The 15,994-nt window shown below is 46.3% G+C and carries 16 protein-coding genes; all 16 read left to right on the top strand.

The features are described from left to right. Window positions 1-12 precede the first annotated feature (12 nt). The 16 genes from ric to moaA all read left to right on the top strand — a co-directional run bounded on the left by ric (window position 13) and on the right by moaA (window position 15,884). Entirely contained in the window at window positions 13-732 is a 720-nt protein-coding gene (gene ric, locus ACYCS5_RS03790) for an iron-sulfur cluster repair di-iron protein (protein ID WP_029515518.1), read from the top strand. A gap of 29 nt (window positions 733-761) precedes the next feature. Beyond that, window positions 762-1,616, top strand: coding sequence for a molybdate ABC transporter substrate-binding protein (modA, locus tag ACYCS5_RS03785; RefSeq protein ID WP_165149730.1), 855 nt, complete (start codon window positions 762-764; stop codon window positions 1,614-1,616). Continuing rightward, window positions 1,613-2,290 (top strand): molybdate ABC transporter permease subunit, encoded by a 678-nt coding sequence (modB, locus tag ACYCS5_RS03780; RefSeq protein WP_459760826.1) that lies wholly within the window; start codon window positions 1,613-1,615, stop codon window positions 2,288-2,290. The genes modA and modB overlap by 4 nt, the downstream gene beginning before the upstream one ends. A 198-nt stretch (window positions 2,291-2,488) precedes the next feature. Beyond that, a complete protein-coding gene (locus ACYCS5_RS03775) occupies window positions 2,489-6,163 on the top strand; it encodes a nitrate reductase subunit alpha (protein ID WP_029515515.1) in 3,675 nt (1,224 codons plus the stop codon). Beyond that, window positions 6,153-7,730, top strand: a complete 1,578-nt coding sequence (gene narH, locus ACYCS5_RS03770; protein ID WP_459760825.1) for a nitrate reductase subunit beta — start codon at window positions 6,153-6,155, stop codon at window positions 7,728-7,730. The genes ACYCS5_RS03775 and narH overlap by 11 nt, the downstream gene beginning before the upstream one ends. Then, a complete protein-coding gene (gene narJ, locus ACYCS5_RS03765) occupies window positions 7,723-8,289 on the top strand; it encodes a nitrate reductase molybdenum cofactor assembly chaperone (RefSeq protein ID WP_029515514.1) in 567 nt (188 codons plus the stop codon). Before narH ends, narJ begins: the two co-directional genes overlap by 8 nt. Then, window positions 8,289-8,972: a respiratory nitrate reductase subunit gamma gene (gene narI / locus ACYCS5_RS03760; RefSeq protein WP_029515513.1), complete on the top strand. Its 684-nt coding sequence runs from the start codon at window positions 8,289-8,291 to the stop codon at window positions 8,970-8,972. Before narJ ends, narI begins: the two co-directional genes overlap by 1 nt. 45 nt (window positions 8,973-9,017) lie before the next feature. Continuing rightward, the gene (locus ACYCS5_RS03755) at window positions 9,018-9,470 is read left to right on the top strand and encodes a GAF domain-containing protein (RefSeq protein ID WP_029515512.1); all 453 of its coding nucleotides are present in this window, start codon (window positions 9,018-9,020) and stop codon (window positions 9,468-9,470) included. Continuing rightward, window positions 9,471-10,535: a PAS domain-containing sensor histidine kinase gene (locus ACYCS5_RS03750; RefSeq protein WP_029515511.1), complete on the top strand. Its 1,065-nt coding sequence runs from the start codon at window positions 9,471-9,473 to the stop codon at window positions 10,533-10,535. Between the two features lie 7 nt (window positions 10,536-10,542). After that, the gene (locus ACYCS5_RS03745; protein ID WP_023989699.1) at window positions 10,543-11,190 is read left to right on the top strand and encodes a response regulator transcription factor; all 648 of its coding nucleotides are present in this window, start codon (window positions 10,543-10,545) and stop codon (window positions 11,188-11,190) included. A gap of 22 nt (window positions 11,191-11,212) precedes the next feature. Beyond that, a complete protein-coding gene (locus tag ACYCS5_RS03740; protein ID WP_029515510.1) occupies window positions 11,213-11,743 on the top strand; it encodes a hemerythrin domain-containing protein in 531 nt (176 codons plus the stop codon). 166 nt (window positions 11,744-11,909) lie between these two features. Next, the gene (locus ACYCS5_RS03735) at window positions 11,910-13,064 is read left to right on the top strand and encodes a nitrate/nitrite transporter (protein WP_029515509.1); all 1,155 of its coding nucleotides are present in this window, start codon (window positions 11,910-11,912) and stop codon (window positions 13,062-13,064) included. Beyond that, window positions 13,057-14,076 (top strand): ThiF family adenylyltransferase, encoded by a 1,020-nt coding sequence (locus ACYCS5_RS03730; protein WP_459760824.1) that lies wholly within the window; start codon window positions 13,057-13,059, stop codon window positions 14,074-14,076. The genes ACYCS5_RS03735 and ACYCS5_RS03730 overlap by 8 nt, the downstream gene beginning before the upstream one ends. 84 nt (window positions 14,077-14,160) lie before the next feature. Beyond that, window positions 14,161-14,604: a molybdenum cofactor biosynthesis protein MoaE gene (locus tag ACYCS5_RS03725; protein ID WP_029515507.1), complete on the top strand. Its 444-nt coding sequence runs from the start codon at window positions 14,161-14,163 to the stop codon at window positions 14,602-14,604. Then, entirely contained in the window at window positions 14,597-14,830 is a 234-nt protein-coding gene (locus ACYCS5_RS03720; RefSeq protein ID WP_029515506.1) for a MoaD/ThiS family protein, read from the top strand. Before ACYCS5_RS03725 ends, ACYCS5_RS03720 begins: the two co-directional genes overlap by 8 nt. Before the next feature lie 37 nt (window positions 14,831-14,867). Beyond that, a complete protein-coding gene (gene moaA / locus ACYCS5_RS03715; RefSeq protein WP_029515505.1) occupies window positions 14,868-15,884 on the top strand; it encodes a GTP 3',8-cyclase MoaA in 1,017 nt (338 codons plus the stop codon). Window positions 15,885-15,994 lie beyond the last annotated feature (110 nt).

The raw sequence follows: 15,994 nt of genomic DNA, 5'->3' as shown, positions 1-15,994 counted from the left end.
GAGGAATGGAAGATGAGCCAGTTAACGGAAGAAACATGGGTGGCGGACATTGTGAAAGCAGTACCCAAAACGGGAGATCTGTTCCGCAAACTGAGGATTGATTTCTGCTGTGGAGGGAAAATATCGCTCCGTGAAGCAGCAGCCAATCAAGGTCTCCACGCTGGTGAACTGCTGACGCAGATACATGAAGTGGAAGAAAAGCAGGCACAGCATAAGCAAATGCAACCTCCTTCACTCGAACCCAAAGAACTAATCGCCTATATTCAAAATGAGTATCATACGAAGCTTCGGGAAGAACTATCGGCGTTAACGCCGTATGTAACCAAACTAACGCGGGTTCATGGCGAACGTTATCCGCATCTAAAGCGAGTTAACGAACTGTTCACCTTGCTTAAACAGGAAATATCGGAACATATTCAATATGAGGAGGACCTTGTGTTTCCGATGATTGAAGCATTTTTACAAGAATCAACAATGGAACGAGCAGATGAGTTAAATCCAATTTTGTCCAAGTTGCAAAACGAACATCAAACGGTGGTGGAATTCCTGAAGGAAATGCGCTTGATCACAAATGGCTTTGAGCCGATGCAGGAAGCTTGTGGTACGCACCGACTCGTATTGAAGCGGTTAGAAGACCTGGAAGCAGATATTTTTAATCATATTCTTCTTGAAAATTGTACATTGATCGAACGTACGAAACAGGCACAGCTAATAGCGAAACCCATTAATTAATGATGAACTAACATGAGGAGCCGAACCAATTGCATAAATTAATTAAAAGTAGCACTGTTTTCGTTTTGGTTATTTCCATCATTTTATTACTTTCAGGGTGCGGTGCGGGGCAACAATCAGCTTCAAATGGTAGCAGCACGGCCCAGAACAACGAGGTCTCCAGCCAGGATTCTTCGAAAAAGGTTGAAACTGTTGAGCTTACCATATCCGCAGCTGCAAGTTTAACGGATGCGCTCAAAGAAATTCAGCATTCATACGAATCAACCCATACAGGCACCAAATTGAATTTTAACTTCGGCGGCTCTGGTGCGCTGGAAAAACAAATTGAGCAAGGAGCGCCGTCGGATTTGTTCCTGTCCGCTTCGAAGAAAAACTTGAAGTCTCTCGTAGATCAACAGTTAATAGAGAGTAATAAACAAAAAACATGGCTGACGAATGAATTGGTCGCGGTTATCCCAGCAGATGGGACGATGGACATTGCGAGTGTAACCGATTTAACAAAAAGAGAAGTGAAGAAAGTTGCGATCGGAATTCCTGAAAGTGTTCCTGCAGGCAACTACGCACAGGAAGCGCTGACGAAAGCGAAGCTTTGGGACACGTTACAGAGCAAGCTGGTTCAAGCGAAAGACGTTAGACAAGTGCTGCAATATGTGGAAACTGGGAATGCTGATGTCGGATTTGTATATAAAACAGATGCGTTGACTTCACAAAAGGCAAAAATCGCCTTTGAGGTGGATCCCAAAACCTATTCACCTGTTGAGTATCCAATCGGGATTATCAAAGGTTCAAAGCACATTCAAGAAGCCGAAGACTTTTATGCATACCTACAATCACAAGAATCTCTGAATATTATGGCTAAGTATGGATTTACCATACCGAAGTGAGCATGCAAGATATAGATTGGAATGAATATTGGCCTCCTATCCGCTTATCGTTGCAGGTTGCACTGTTATCCAGCGTTCTAGTAATCATATTAGGCTTGCTTGTGGCATGGTCCATGTCACGGTTAGGTTTATTTAAAGGGAAAACGGTTGTTGAAACTGTGCTTATGCTGCCCTTGGTACTCCCACCGACGGTTGTTGGTTTTTTACTACTAATATTACTAGGACGAAAAAGCGGGTTCGGACGTTTTGTGGAGCAATCGTTTGGAGAACCTATTATATTCTCGTGGTGGGCTGGGGTTATAGCAGCGGTGGTAGTGGCTTTTCCTCTTGTCTATCGGACACTGAAAATGGGATTGTCTTCTGTTGACCAGGACTTGGAAAACGTGGGACGTTCGATGGGTGCAAGTGAATGGCAGGTTTTCCGGTATATCACCTTTCCTTTAATTTTCCCTTCTTTTAAAGCTGCCTTTATACTCGGTTTTGCCCGCGGCCTGGGCGAATTTGGTGCTACGTTGATGATTGCCGGAAATATTCCGGGTAAAACACAAACGATTCCGACGGCCATTTATATTGCAGTGGATTCTGGGCATCTTCCTATGGCCTGGGCCTGGACGTGCTCTATCATACTCATTTCTTTTATCATGCTCCTGTTAACGGGCCAAAAGAACAATTAATCTCTTCATATAAGCTTCCCTTTAGCAGGGGGAGGCTTTTTTGTATCTTTCGATAGAACGAGGGATTTCCTGTAGCGCTATAGGACATTCCCTAATGGGAACAGCGATGAATGAATTACATAATGAGAGTAAGCGAATGAACCTTCCCATGGAACTTGCGTTGGGATGATTTATTCTAAAAAGGAGTGTTGGTCATCGATGAAAAAAAAATACAACCTCAACTTTTTTAAACCGATCGAAAGCTATTCGGGAAATTGGTCAATCCTTGAGGAAAAAAATAGAGAATGGGAAAACGTGTACCGACAGCGTTGGTCTCACGACAAAGTGGTTCGGACGACTCACGGAGTGAACTGCACGGGTTCCTGTAGTTGGAAGGTTTTTGTGAAAAACGGCATCATTACTTGGGAAAATCAACAGATCGATTATCCTTCCTGCGGTGTAGATATGCCAGAATTTGAACCGCGGGGATGCCCGCGTGGCGCTACATTTTCCTGGTATGAATACAGTCCATTACGTGTGAAATACCCTTATATGCGCGGTAAGCTGTTGCGGCTTTGGCAGGCTGCCATCCAGGAACATGCCAATCCGGTGGAAGCATGGGCAAGCATTGTGGAAGATCCGGAGAAAGCCAAGCTCTATAAAGCAGCTCGCGGAAAAGGCGGTCATGTCCGTGTCGCTTGGGACGATGTGCTGCGTCTGATCTCGGCGCAACTCATCTATACCATTCGTAAGTATGGTCCTGACCGGATCGCGGGCTTTACGCCAATACCGGCGATGTCAATGATAAGCTACGCTTCAGGAGCCAGATTCATTTCGCTTCTTGGTGGACAGATGTTGAGTTTCTATGACTGGTATGCCGACCTTCCGCCTTCATCTCCTCAAATTTGGGGTGAGCAGACGGATGTGCCGGAATCTTCTGATTGGTACAATGCGGGTTACCTGATCATGTGGGGATCGAATGTACCACTTACCCGGACGCCAGACGCTCATTTTATGACGGAAGTACGTTATAAGGGGACAAAAGTTGTATCAGTGGCTCCCGACTTGGCGGAGAATGTGAAGTTCGCTGACAACTGGCTTGCACCACATCCGGGTACAGATGCTGCTGTAGCCCAGGCTATGACACATGTTATTCTGGATGAGTTTTACAAAGAGCGCCAAGAACCGATGTTCATTAACTATGCCAAACAATATACAGATATGCCGTTTATGATTCTGCTTGATCCGCACGAGGGAGCCTGGAAAGGTGGACGTTTCCTACGGGCGAGTGACCTTGGAGATGCTTCGCAGCATGCGGACTGGAAGCCAGTCATATATGACGAAGCAGCGGGGGAAATGCTGGTTCCGAACGGTACGATGGGACAGCGCTGGGAGCAGGATAAGAAATGGAACCTGATTCTGGAGCGGGAAGACGGAACAAAAGTTGAGCCTGCACTCACTGTGGAAGGTCATGGCGAGCAATGGGAAGAAATCGTATTCCCTTATTTTGATAACGCAGGTAATGGAACGTTCAAACGTGTAATTCCAGTCAAAAAAGTACGCTTGGCAGATGGCTCGGAACGTTACGTAGCAACCGTGTACGATTTGATGATGAGCCAGTACGGTGTCGCACGCAATGACAGCTCTCATAACGCCAAGAATTATTACGACGAAGCTTCGCATTATACCCCTGCCTGGCAGGAGAAGATCACAGGTGTGAAGGCGTCTGTTGTGGTACAGATTGCTCGGGAATTTGCCCAAAATGCTATCGATACCAAAGGGCGCTCCATGATTATTATGGGTGCGGGTATCAACCACTGGTTCAATAGTGACACCATCTATCGGTCCATCTTGAACCTTGTCGTGTTGACGGCTTCCCAAGGTGTAAACGGGGGAGGCTGGGCGCATTATGTGGGTCAAGAAAAGCTCCGCCCAATCGAAGGCTGGTCAACGATTGCCTTTGCAAAAGACTGGCAAGGGGCGGCTCGACAGCAAAATGCTACATCGTTTTTCTACTTTGCAACAGAGCAGTGGCGTTACGAAGAAAGTGGAACAGACACCTTGAAGTCACCGACTGGCGGGGATGTCAGTTACAGACATCCAGCAGACTACAACGTGCTCGCAGCGCGTCTGGGTTGGCTGCCTTCTTATCCACAGTTTAATAAAAATAGTCTGTTGTTCGCCGAAGAGGCAGCGCAATTAGGCAAAAAGTCCAACGAGGAAATCATTAATCATTCTGTGGAAGAGATTAAATCACGTAAGACACGCTTCGCTGTAGAAGATCCTGGGGCAGCCGAGAACTTCCCGCGTTCACTCTTTGTTTGGCGGTCCAATCTGATTTCCAGTTCGGCAAAGGGACAAGAGTATTTCATGAAGCATTTACTCGGAGCATCTGATGCCCTGCTTGCCCGGCCGAACGAGGAGCAGAAACCGGAGGAAATCGTCTGGAGAGAAGATGTGGAAGGAAAGCTTGATCTGATGGTTGCACTTGATTTCCGGATGACGACAACCCCATTGTACGCGGATATCGTGCTTCCGGCGGCAACCTGGTACGAGAAAACGGATTTGTCGTCCACCGATATGCATCCTTTCGTACACCCGTTTAATCCGGCCGTTAATCCACTGTGGGAATCCCGTGCGGACTGGGATATTTACCGCCAGCTTTCCGAAGTCTTTTCTGATATGGCGAAAGAGTACCTGCCAGGTATATATAAAGACCTTGTGACCGCGCCGCTCGCACACGACAGTGTGGGTGAAATTTCACAGCCGATGGGTCTTGTAAAGGATTGGACGAAGGGCGAGATTGAAGCGACCCCGGGTAAAACCATGCCGAATTTCAGCATCATCGAACGTGACTATACTAAAATTCACGATAAATTTATCTCACTCGGTCCGAATTTGACTACTGGGAAAGCAGGTGCGCATGGCGTCAGCTTCTCCGTAGCAGAAGAATATGAGGAAATGAAAAAGTTGAACGGAGTTTATTACGATGAGTCCATTAAAGATGGACTGCCAAAAATCCAGACAGCTCGCCAAGTGGCCAATGCAATTCTTCATCTTTCATCCGCGACTAATGGACGGGTGTCGCAAAAGGCTTATGAGCAGGCAGAAGAGCTTCACGGTGTTGAACTTAAAGACATCTCGGCTGATCGGGCAGCGGAAAGAATCACTTTCCAAAGTATCACGGCACAGCCTCGGGAAGTTATACCGACACCAGTATTCACTGGATCGAACAAGAAGGGACGCCGCTATTCACCATTTACAACGAATATTGAACGCCTCGTTCCGTTTCGTACTTTGACGGGAAGACAGCATTTCTATATTGATCATGAGATTTTCCAACAATTTGGAGAATCATTGCCGATCTACAAACCGACGTTGCCACCGATGGTGTTCGGTCCTCGGGATCGGGAAATAAAAGGCGGACAAGATTCACTCGTGCTTCGCTATCTGACACCGCACGGTAAATGGAATATTCACTCCACCTACCAGGATAACCAGCACATGCTTACGCTGTTTCGTGGAGGTCCTACCGTATGGATCAACAATGAAGACGCAGAGGCGCACGATCTTGCTGACAATGACTGGGTAGAGGTATACAACCGTAATGGCGTTGTAACCGCCCGGGCCGTTGTCAGCCATCGGATGCCAAGAGGGACTATGTTCATGTACCATGCTCAGGATAAGCACATTCAAGTGCCAGGCTCTGAAATCACGGATACACGCGGCGGTAGTCATAACGCACCAACAAGAATTCATCTTAAACCAACCCAGATGGTCGGTGGATATGCTCAGCTTAGTTATGGATTCAACTATTATGGTCCAATCGGCAACCAGCGTGATGTGTACGTTGCGGTACGTAAAATGAAGGAGGTTAACTGGCTTGAAGATTAAAGCTCAAATTGCCATGGTCATGAACCTGGATAAATGTATTGGCTGCCATACGTGCAGCGTGACATGTAAAACAACCTGGACGAACCGCAAAGGTGCGGAATATATGTGGTTTAACAATGTGGAGACTAAACCCGGTATCGGTTATCCGAAGCGCTGGGAAGATCAGGAATTATATAAAGGCGGCTGGCAGCTCCGCAAAGGGAAATTGGAATTGAAGTCAGGCAACAAGCTGTCCAAGATAGCACTGGGTAAGATTTTTTACAATCCAGACATGCCGGAAATGAAAGATTATTATGAGCCCTGGACTTACAATTACGAGCAACTGACCAACGCCGGTGAACAGAAGCATTCACCTGTGGCACGCGCGCACTCTGCGGTAACGGGTGAAAAAATGGATTTGGAGTGGGGTCCAAACTGGGAAGATGACCTGGCGGGTGCGCATGTAACCGGTCCGCTTGATCCAAATATTCAGAAAATCGAAGAAGAGATTAAATTTAACTTTGAGAAGTCGTTCATGGTTTATCTCCCACGGCTTTGCGAACATTGTTTAAATCCGAGCTGTGTCGCGTCCTGTCCTTCAGGTGCTATGTACAAACGGGACGAGGACGGAATTGTGCTCGTGGATCAGGAAGCATGTCGCGGCTGGCGGTATTGCATGACGGGCTGCCCATACAAAAAAGTGTACTTTAACTGGCAGACGAACAAAGCGGAAAAATGTACCTTCTGTTTCCCACGTGTGGAAGCAGGCCTGCCGACAGTCTGCTCCGAGACATGTACAGGACGAATTCGCTACCTCGGTGTTATGCTGTATGACGCGGATCGGGTGCTTGAGGCCGCTTCTACGCAGGACGAGAAAGAGCTTTATAAGGCGCAGTGTGACCTGTTCATGGATCCTAATGATCCGGCAGTGATCGCTCAAGCGAGAAAAGACGGCATCTCGGAGGACTGGATTGAAGCAGCGCAGAACTCGCCGGTCTACAAGCTTGCCATTGAGCACAAGCTGGCATTCCCGCTTCATCCGGAATATCGCACATTACCTATGGTCTGGTATGTTCCACCACTTAGCCCGATCATGAATTACTTTGAAGGGAAAGACTCGATTGAGAATCCTGATATGATTTTTCCGGCTATCGAAGAAATGCGCACGCCTATTCAGTACCTTGCCAATATGCTGACGGCGGGCGACACCCAAACCGTGAAGGAATCCTTGCAAAGAATGGCTATGATGCGCTCCTATATGCGTGCTCAATCCACAGGACAATCTTTTGATGAAAGCCGTCTTGAGCGCATTGGCATGACACCTCGGCAGACTGAGCAGATGTATCGGCTTCTGGCGATTGCCAAGTATGAGGATCGTTTCGTCATTCCAACGTCGCATAAAGAAGGATATTCGAATCCGTACCGGGCTCAAGGATCTGCGGGTTACGGCGATACCATGGGAAATATGGGTTCAGGATCTGGATGTGACGGCTGTAGTATGGCAAGTTCAATGGGGATGGAAGAGCCTTTGAAAACGGGAAAAGAAATGTATGAAGAAAACTTCTACGGGGGTATTTGGCGTGATTAATGTAGCGAAGCTGTATGAATGCAAGCCATCATTCGGGTTTTTCGCCCAACAACTCATGTACCCGGAAAAGCTGGATTTTCATCCGGCTTTTCTGGAAGCATCGTTTGATCCAAACCATCCGGCATATACGTATGCGAACACCTACTGGTCCCTTATGCAAGAGTTCAGTATGGAAGAGATTCAGGAAATGTATACAGAAACCTTTGATTTTCAAAAAAATTGTGCACTATATATGACTTACTTCAAATTCGAAGATGCAAAAGAACGGGGACAAATGTTGGTCAAGTTAAAGGTGCTATACGAGATGTATGGTCTTGAAATGCCAGATGGTGAGCTGCCAGATTACCTTCCGCTCATGTGTGAATTTCTGTATGCCGCCGAATGGTCGCAAGATCCGAAGACGACAGAAAACTTCCGCATGCCAATCGCGATCCTGGAAGACGGCACATATCATTTACTTAAAGCGCTGGAGAAAATGGAAAGCCCGTATTTTCATCTGGTCAAGGGACTGCGCGAAACGCTTAAAGCATGCGTAGAACAGGAGGCAGCTGCGCAATGATGATGCTAGAGCAGTTTTTATGGGTTATTTTCCCTTATATGTGTGTGGTCGTCTTTATTGTAGGGCATATTTTCCGCTACAGAAATGATCAGTTCAATTGGACAGCGAAATCAAGTGAGTTTATTGAAAAGAAACAATTGATGATCGGAAGTCTCTTATTCCACCTGGGTATTATCCCGGTTATTATGGGTCATGTATCCGGTCTGGGCATACCCAAAACCTGGATGCATGCACTGGGTGTAAACGATCATCTATATCATATTGGAGCAGTTTATATTGGTGGAATATTTGGAGCGATGACGTTCCTCGGTATGTTGATTCTTACCTCTCGTCGATTTACAATACGCAATGTGCGCCATTTAAGTACGGCGTCTGATTTGATAGTAAACGTATTGCTTTTGGCCATTGTATGCATGGGGATGTTTGCGACTCTCGTAACGAATGCGGTACAGCCAGAATTCGATTATCGAGAGACGATCTCAATCTGGTTCCGCGGTTTATTCGTATTCCGTGTCGACCCGACACTGATGAGAGACGTACCGATGTCCTTCAAGCTTCATATTCTTATGGCCTTTGCGATTTTTGCATTCTGGCCGTTTACCCGGCTTGTACATGTGTGGAGTGTTCCGTTGAATTATGTGCGCAGAAGTTATATCCTTTACAGAAGACATAAATCGAATTAGGAAAGCGGGCTCTGCCTTCTTTCCTAATTCTATTAGGAGAGAGCGATGAATAATAGGATGGATTATCAAAGGGAGCTTGAGCGAATACGCGAACATTTCGGTTATGATTTCATGGCGCTTGCTCTGGTTGAACCGGCCGAATATCAATACGTAATTAAATGGAAAAATGCAGCCGGTAATTTAAATGATCGCTTTAAGCGAATTGTACTGCAATCCGGAAAGGGCATAGCAGGAGTCGTGTTCAAAACTGGGAAATCCGTTTTCATTCCATCTGTTCATCAATATGTGGGGGCAGACAACCTGTTTAACTACCCGATCGTTCAATCCGAGAAACTCAAGAGTCTCGGGGCTGTTCCCCTATGGAATGATGCTCGCGTCGCGGGCGTACTGCTTGGTGGATTTCGGGAAGAACTGCTGATGACCGCAGCCATGATGCGTGATTTGGAAGCTTTGGCGCATAGGGGATTTGGAGAGTTGAACGGGAAGGAAGTGATGTAATTGACATTATCTGTAGGGACTGGCTCTTTGAATGCGCTAATGGTGAAGTTGTTTGAGAACAGTACAGAAGCCATTTTCTTTTTTGATGGGCAAGGGAACACCCTAGCTATGAACCCGGCAGCGGAGGAGATTGTGAGCGATGACGTCCTCATTCAACTCTATGAAGGGAAGGAAAAAGCTTTGTGTGGAACATGCAGGGGCTATACAAGCGAAACGGAGCCCCGTACCTGCCTTGATTGTTATTTCAATATGCCAGAATCCAAGGATTTCGCTTCTTTTCAGGTATATCTGGAAACAAAGAGCAACGGAATGATCCCCTATGCCGCTTCTTTTCACACCATTGATTCTGAACATGGAACAAGGGTGTTGATGTTGAGGGACTTGACTCCGCAATTTCAGACGCAGGAAAAATTGTATCAAAACAAAATGATGAAGCATGTCATTGAAGCGCAGGAAAATGAGCGTAAACGGCTTTCCAGGGAACTGCACGACAGCGTCGCCCAGGAATTGATGAGTGCGGTTGTTGAGCTGCGGGTGTTAAAATACATGACGAATGATGAACAGCTCATCAAAAACATGAAGCAGACTGAAGCATCCATGACGCGATTGCTGGATGATATCCGCAACCTGTCTGTGGAACTACGCCCCGCCACACTTGATGATTTTGGGCTTGAAGCGGCATTTCGTTCCCACTTTAAGAGGGTTGAACAAAGCTTTGGTCTTGTCGTTGAATTTGTGTCGGATCTTCCCCAAAAGCGATACGGAAGTGAAAAGGAAACGGTCATTTACCGTGTCTGCCAAGAGGCTGTTCTCAATGCCTTAAAATATGCCCAGGTAGACATGGTTAAAGTTTCTTTGACTGAGCACGATCATACGCTTCGTTTGACTGTAGAGGACGATGGAATTGGCTTTGAAAAGGGGAGCCAGCCTATTGGAACGGGATTAGGTTTATATGGCATGCAGGAGCGAGCAGAGCTGGTAGGCGGAAGTTTTGGCGTCCTATCAAATGTGGGTCAGGGAACCAAAGTCTTTTTGCAAATTCCGATTGGCCAAGAGGAGGAATAGAGACTTGATCAAAATTGTGTTAGCGGATGACCATGCTATTGTACGAAGCGGATTTTCCATGATTTTGAACTTCCAATCGGATATGGAGGTTGTCGGAACGGCTGCGGATGGCATTGAAGCGTATACGATGGTAGCTAAATATCGTCCGGATATTCTAATCATGGACCTCAGCATGCCCCCAGGCGAAAGTGGATTGATCGCCACAGGCAAGATTAAAGAAGACCACCCTGATACTAAAATTCTGATTTTGACCATGCATGACGATGAAGAATATCTTTTTCATATTTTAAAGAATGGTGCTTCAGGATACGTTTTGAAAAATGCTCCAGATGAGGAGCTATTACTTGCCATACGAACCATTCATGGGGGTGGGACTTATATCCATCCTAAAATGGCTACTTCTCTCGTTCGTGAGTTCATCAAAAAAGATACAACGTCACAATCAGAAGATCCTTATGAGATCCTGTCCAAGCGGGAACTGGAGATTCTGCCTCTGGTCGCAAAAGGTTACGGTAACAAGGAAGTTGCGGAAAAGCTGTTCATCTCTGTCAAGACGGTGGAAGCAAATAAAGCGAAGATCATGGAAAAATTGAATTTAAGAAGCCGGCCTGAACTGGTCCAATATGCATTAAAGAAAAAAATGCTGGATTTTTAGCCGATGAATGGAGGAAATCCGCGTGCTGGAAAATGAGAAACTGCGCTTTTCCAAACCTGCCATGCGTATTCTTGAAAATGAGCATCGATATCTAACATATCTGATGGATGAATGGCATGCCATTGTATTGTGGTTTGAGCAGCACAGAATACTAGATTTGGAAGAAGGCCGCAAGCAACTGGAAAAACTGAGAATGCAGATTCTCGACTTTAGGGTACCCCTCAAGAAACATACCGAAAAGGAAGAAGAACACTTCTTTTCTATGCTAGGAACCTACATTGGTTTTGAGCAGGGACCGCTCGTCGGTATACAGGAGGAGCACCGTGAAATAGAGGGCTATATCGATCATTTTCTTCATCAGACGGAGGGCGATTTGAGTTTGCTCACGCTTGATGACATTCAAGAGGCAGCCAAGAACGCGGGAGAGGCCTTTGAAGTGCTGACTGTACATTTTATAAAAGAAGAAACTGTACTTTTTCCTATGGCAGAGCAACAGATCAATCGGAATGATCTAACCAAGTTATGTGACAAATTAAATACACTTATCTCTTAAAAAGACCAAGCCGCTTCCTATAGAAGCGGCTTTTTTATATTTTCAGGGAGTCCCCTGTCGGGTAAAGGGGAGTCCCCTATATTCGAACAGATCGGCTAGCGGCTACAATGGGGACAGAAATTCAATTTAATAATTCGACAGAAAAAACGTTGAAAAGGTGAGTTAAATGATTAGAAAAATGCAGTTACCGTTACAAACATTGAACTTGATTCTTGGATTCATGGTATGGGTTATCATTTCTTCGCTTATGCCGTTCATTACGGAGGATATTGCTATTCCGCCCGGAAAATTGGCCATGGTCACGGCGATTCCGGTCGTGCTTGGTTCGATTCTGCGCATCCCGCTTGGTTATTATGCCAACATCTTCGGAGCAAGAATCGTTTTTCTCGTTAGCTTTATTTTGCTTTTGTTTCCCGTCTACTATATCAGTGAAGCTTCTACGATGACGGATTTAATTATTGGTGGCTTGTTCCTTGGGATTGGAGGAGCTGTGTTCTCGGTTGGGGTGACTTCGCTGCCGAAGTATTATCCAAAGGAAAAGCATGGGTTTGTAAATGGAATGTATGGTATAGGAAACTTGGGAACAGCCGTCACTACCTTCTCGGCCCCTATTGTGGCTACCCAAATCGGCTGGGCCCCTACAGTGAAGCTGTATCTCATTCTGCTGCTTGTTTTTATCGTTTTGAATTTCTTCTTTGGGGATCGTCATGAAGCTAAAGTGAAGACGCCCATTATGGAGCAGATCAAAGGGGTTTATAAAAATGAGAAGCTTTGGTTTTTCTCGCTCTTTTATTTTATTACATTTGGCTCATTTGTAGCGTTCACGGTGTACTTGCCGAATTTCCTGGTATCAAATTTTGAACTGACCAAAGTGGATGCAGGGATGCGTACAGCAGGCTTTATTGCGATTGCTACTTTCTTCCGCCCTATCGGTGGCTGGCTGGCGGATCGGTTTCAGCCTCTGTTCCTGCTGGTAGGCACGTTCTCTGTTTATACGGTCGCTGCGATTCTTTTGGCTTTTTCACCAGGGATCACCCTTTATACAGTAGGCTGCTTGGCGATCGCTGTATGTGCTGGAGTAGGGAATGGCGTCATCTTCAAGCTAGTTCCATTTTATTTTAATAAACAAGCAGGTATAGTTAACGGAATTGTATCCATGATGGGCGGTCTCGGTGGCTTTTTCCCTCCGATCTTGTTGTCGACGATTCATGCCGCTACTGGCCATTACTCCATTGGATTCATGCTGCTCTCCCAAGTGGCGCTGGCTAGCCTGATCCTCGTCATATGGCTGTATTATCAAGGGACACAATCTAATGAATGAGCGTTATTCCAGACAGATCTTATTTAGACCCATTGGTGGCGAAGGGCAGCGTAATCTATCCGCTGCTGTCGTCACCATTATCGGTTGCGGGGCACTGGGTTCTGCCATCGCCGAAACACTGGTAAGAGCGGGCGTTGGGGAGCTCCATCTTGTTGACAGGGATTACGTAGAGATGTCGAATCTGCAACGTCAGCAGCTGTTCACGGAGCAGGACGCCGCGGAAATGCAGCCCAAGGTTATGGCAGCCGAAAAAAGGCTGAAAGCCATACGAGAAGACGTGCGCTTGCACACATATCTCGATAATTTAGATGCTGAGCTTGTTCTAGAACTTGCCAGCAAGAGTATATTACTGATGGATGCTACGGACAATTTCGAAACTCGTCTGCTGATCAACGATGCTGCACTGAAGGTAGGAATTCCATGGATTTATGGAGCCTGTGTTGGAAGCACAGGCGTTGTTTTTCCATTCGTGCCGGGCGAGTCAGCTTGTTTACGCTGCCTTCTGCCATCGCTGCCTGCGATCAATCAGACCTGCGATACGGCTGGAATCATCTCACCCGCAGTCCAGGTGACAGCCGCCCTCCAATGTGCAGAAGCCATGAAGTGGCTGAGCGGCGGACGTGATAAGATGCGTCGCAAGGTTCATCTATTTGATTTATGGGAGAACACGCAGATGGACATAGGGATTTCCCGCATCCGTAACCAAGATTGTCCAACCTGTGGAGAACATCCTACGTTTCCTGCACTGACAGCATCACGTCGCTCGGCGTATGCTGCTCTGTGCGGACGGAACGTTGTACAGGTTCTTCCAGACCCACAACGTCCGATCACGCTCGATGATGCAGAAAAAATGGGCAGGCTTATAGCAGATCGTGTAAAAAGAACCCCTTATTTCGTTGAATTTTATGCTTTTAAGCATCGAATGATTTTATTCAAAAACGGAAGGCTTCTCATACACGGTGTACGGAGTGTTGCCAACGGTCAAAAACTATATCATCAGCTGTTCGGTTAAATGAGATATAGATACAAAAAGCAGAAATATTTAAAGAGTCTGTCACCGGAGAGTGGATTGTCCGGGGGCTGGAAGGTGGAAAAGATGAGTGTATTTGAAATCGTGACGGAGCCCATTATCCCGCAGGCTTATGCGGATTATGTCCTAAGGCCGGAAGCAGGAGCGGTGACTATTTTTACAGGGCACGTACGAGAATGGACTCAAGGCGTACGGACCTTATACCTTGCTTATGAGGCCTATGTCCCCATGGCCCAAAAAAAACTCACAGAGATTGGTCGCGAAATCGAACAGAAATGGGAAGGGACGCGAGTGGCAATCGCGCACCGCATTGGCGAGCTTCAAATCGGTGATATCGCCGTTGTCATTGCCGTTTCTTCACCTCACCGTTCGGATGCGTATAAGGCAAATGAATACGCGATCGAACGAATTAAAGAAATAGTTCCTATTTGGAAACGAGAGATTTGGGAAGATGGAACGCAGTGGGTCGGAGATCAAAAGAAAAAGCCGGGGGAGATCAGTCATGATTAAGCTGTACTACTTTGCGGGACTCCGTGAGGTGACGGGAAAAACAGAAGAATTGGCAGATTTGGCGGGCCAAACGGTAGGCGATTTATCCAATTGGATAACAGATCAATATCCAGATATGCCGATCGAGTCTGTGCGAATTGCGATAAACGAGGAGTATGCGTTGTCTACGGATGTATTACAGGATGGAGACATTGCAGCCTTCATTCCCCCAGTCAGCGGTGGCTAATAATAACGATGCTAAACAACTAGAAAGGAGAGGGCGTATGAATTTTTATCCACTGAAAGACACGTTGCAGCGGCCAATTCGTGACCTGCGTATATCGGTTACAGACCGCTGCAATTTCCGTTGTTCCTATTGCATGCCCAAAGAAATATTCGGTGACGATTACGCCTTTCTTCCTCAAAATGAATGTCTGTCGTTTGAAGAGATACACCGGCTAACGAAGCTCTTTGTATCCCTGGGTGTAAAAAAGATCCGACTCACGGGCGGCGAACCATTAATGCGCAGGAATCTATCCGACCTGGTCTCCCAAATCCTGTCCATTGACGGAGTGGAAGATATCGGCTTGACCACCAATGGTGTGCTGCTAGGACAGCAGGCTAAGCCTCTCTATGACGCGGGGCTACGACGGCTTAATGTCAGTCTGGACGCTCTGGACCCTGAGCTATTTGGGCGATTGAATGGGCGGGGGATTAAGCCTGATTTTATTTTGAAGCAGATCGAATATGCAAGAGAAATCGGCTTTGAAATCAAAGTCAATATGGTCGTTCAAAAAGGCGTTAATGACTCGGAGATTTTGCCGATGGCCGCTTATTTTAAGGAGCAGGGAATAACCCTTCGCTTTATCGAGTTTATGGATGTAGGGAATGACAACGGATGGAGCTTCAAAAAGGTACTAACCAAAAAACAAATTGTTGAACGACTTAAGAATGCGTACGAGCTGGAGCCGATGGATCGGGATTACTTTGGAGAAGTGGCAAAACGTTACCGTTATAAAGACAGCGACGCACAGATTGGTTTTATTACTTCGGTTTCTGAATCATTTTGTTCGTCTTGTACACGCGCCCGCTTATCGTGCGATGGCAAGTTTTATACATGTTTGTTTGCTTCAGGCGGATTCGATTTACGCCAGATGCTTCGTAATGAAGCGGATGACCAGGAACTACTCGATGTGATTACTTCAGTATGGGAACAACGTACAGACCGGTATTCCGATGAACGTACGGAGCAGACAGCTAACAACAAAAAAAAGATTAACATGTCCTACATTGGCGGATGACATTTTATACCATGATAGTGTGTTGTATTTGATGTGGTTGCTCCGAAAAAGAAAGCGCAAACATTTTTGTTGGCAAAACTTAAATTCGATGTTATTATGATTTTGGGATT

The organism is Paenibacillus sp. SEL3 (assembly GCF_054602585.1).
Note: the sequence above shows the minus strand (reverse complement) of the source record. Positions and strands in the feature narration are given on the sequence as shown.

What these genes read in the sequence shown, in the direction of transcription:
- ACYCS5_RS03735 (WP_029515509.1), top strand. Translation starts at nt 11,910, where the DNA reads ATGATTAGAAAAATGCAGTTACCGTTACAAACATTGAACTTGATTCTT.
- ACYCS5_RS03725 (WP_029515507.1), top strand. Translation starts at nt 14,161, where the DNA reads ATGAGTGTATTTGAAATCGTGACGGAGCCCATTATCCCGCAGGCTTAT.
- ACYCS5_RS03775 (WP_029515515.1), top strand. Translation starts at nt 2,489, where the DNA reads ATGAAAAAAAAATACAACCTCAACTTTTTTAAACCGATCGAAAGCTAT.
- ric (WP_029515518.1), top strand. Translation starts at nt 13, where the DNA reads ATGAGCCAGTTAACGGAAGAAACATGGGTGGCGGACATTGTGAAAGCA.
- ACYCS5_RS03730 (WP_459760824.1), top strand. Translation starts at nt 13,057, where the DNA reads ATGAATGAGCGTTATTCCAGACAGATCTTATTTAGACCCATTGGTGGC.
- moaA (WP_029515505.1), top strand. Translation starts at nt 14,868, where the DNA reads ATGAATTTTTATCCACTGAAAGACACGTTGCAGCGGCCAATTCGTGAC.
- narI (WP_029515513.1), top strand. Translation starts at nt 8,289, where the DNA reads ATGATGCTAGAGCAGTTTTTATGGGTTATTTTCCCTTATATGTGTGTG.
- ACYCS5_RS03755 (WP_029515512.1), top strand. Translation starts at nt 9,018, where the DNA reads ATGAATAATAGGATGGATTATCAAAGGGAGCTTGAGCGAATACGCGAA.
- ACYCS5_RS03720 (WP_029515506.1), top strand. Translation starts at nt 14,597, where the DNA reads ATGATTAAGCTGTACTACTTTGCGGGACTCCGTGAGGTGACGGGAAAA.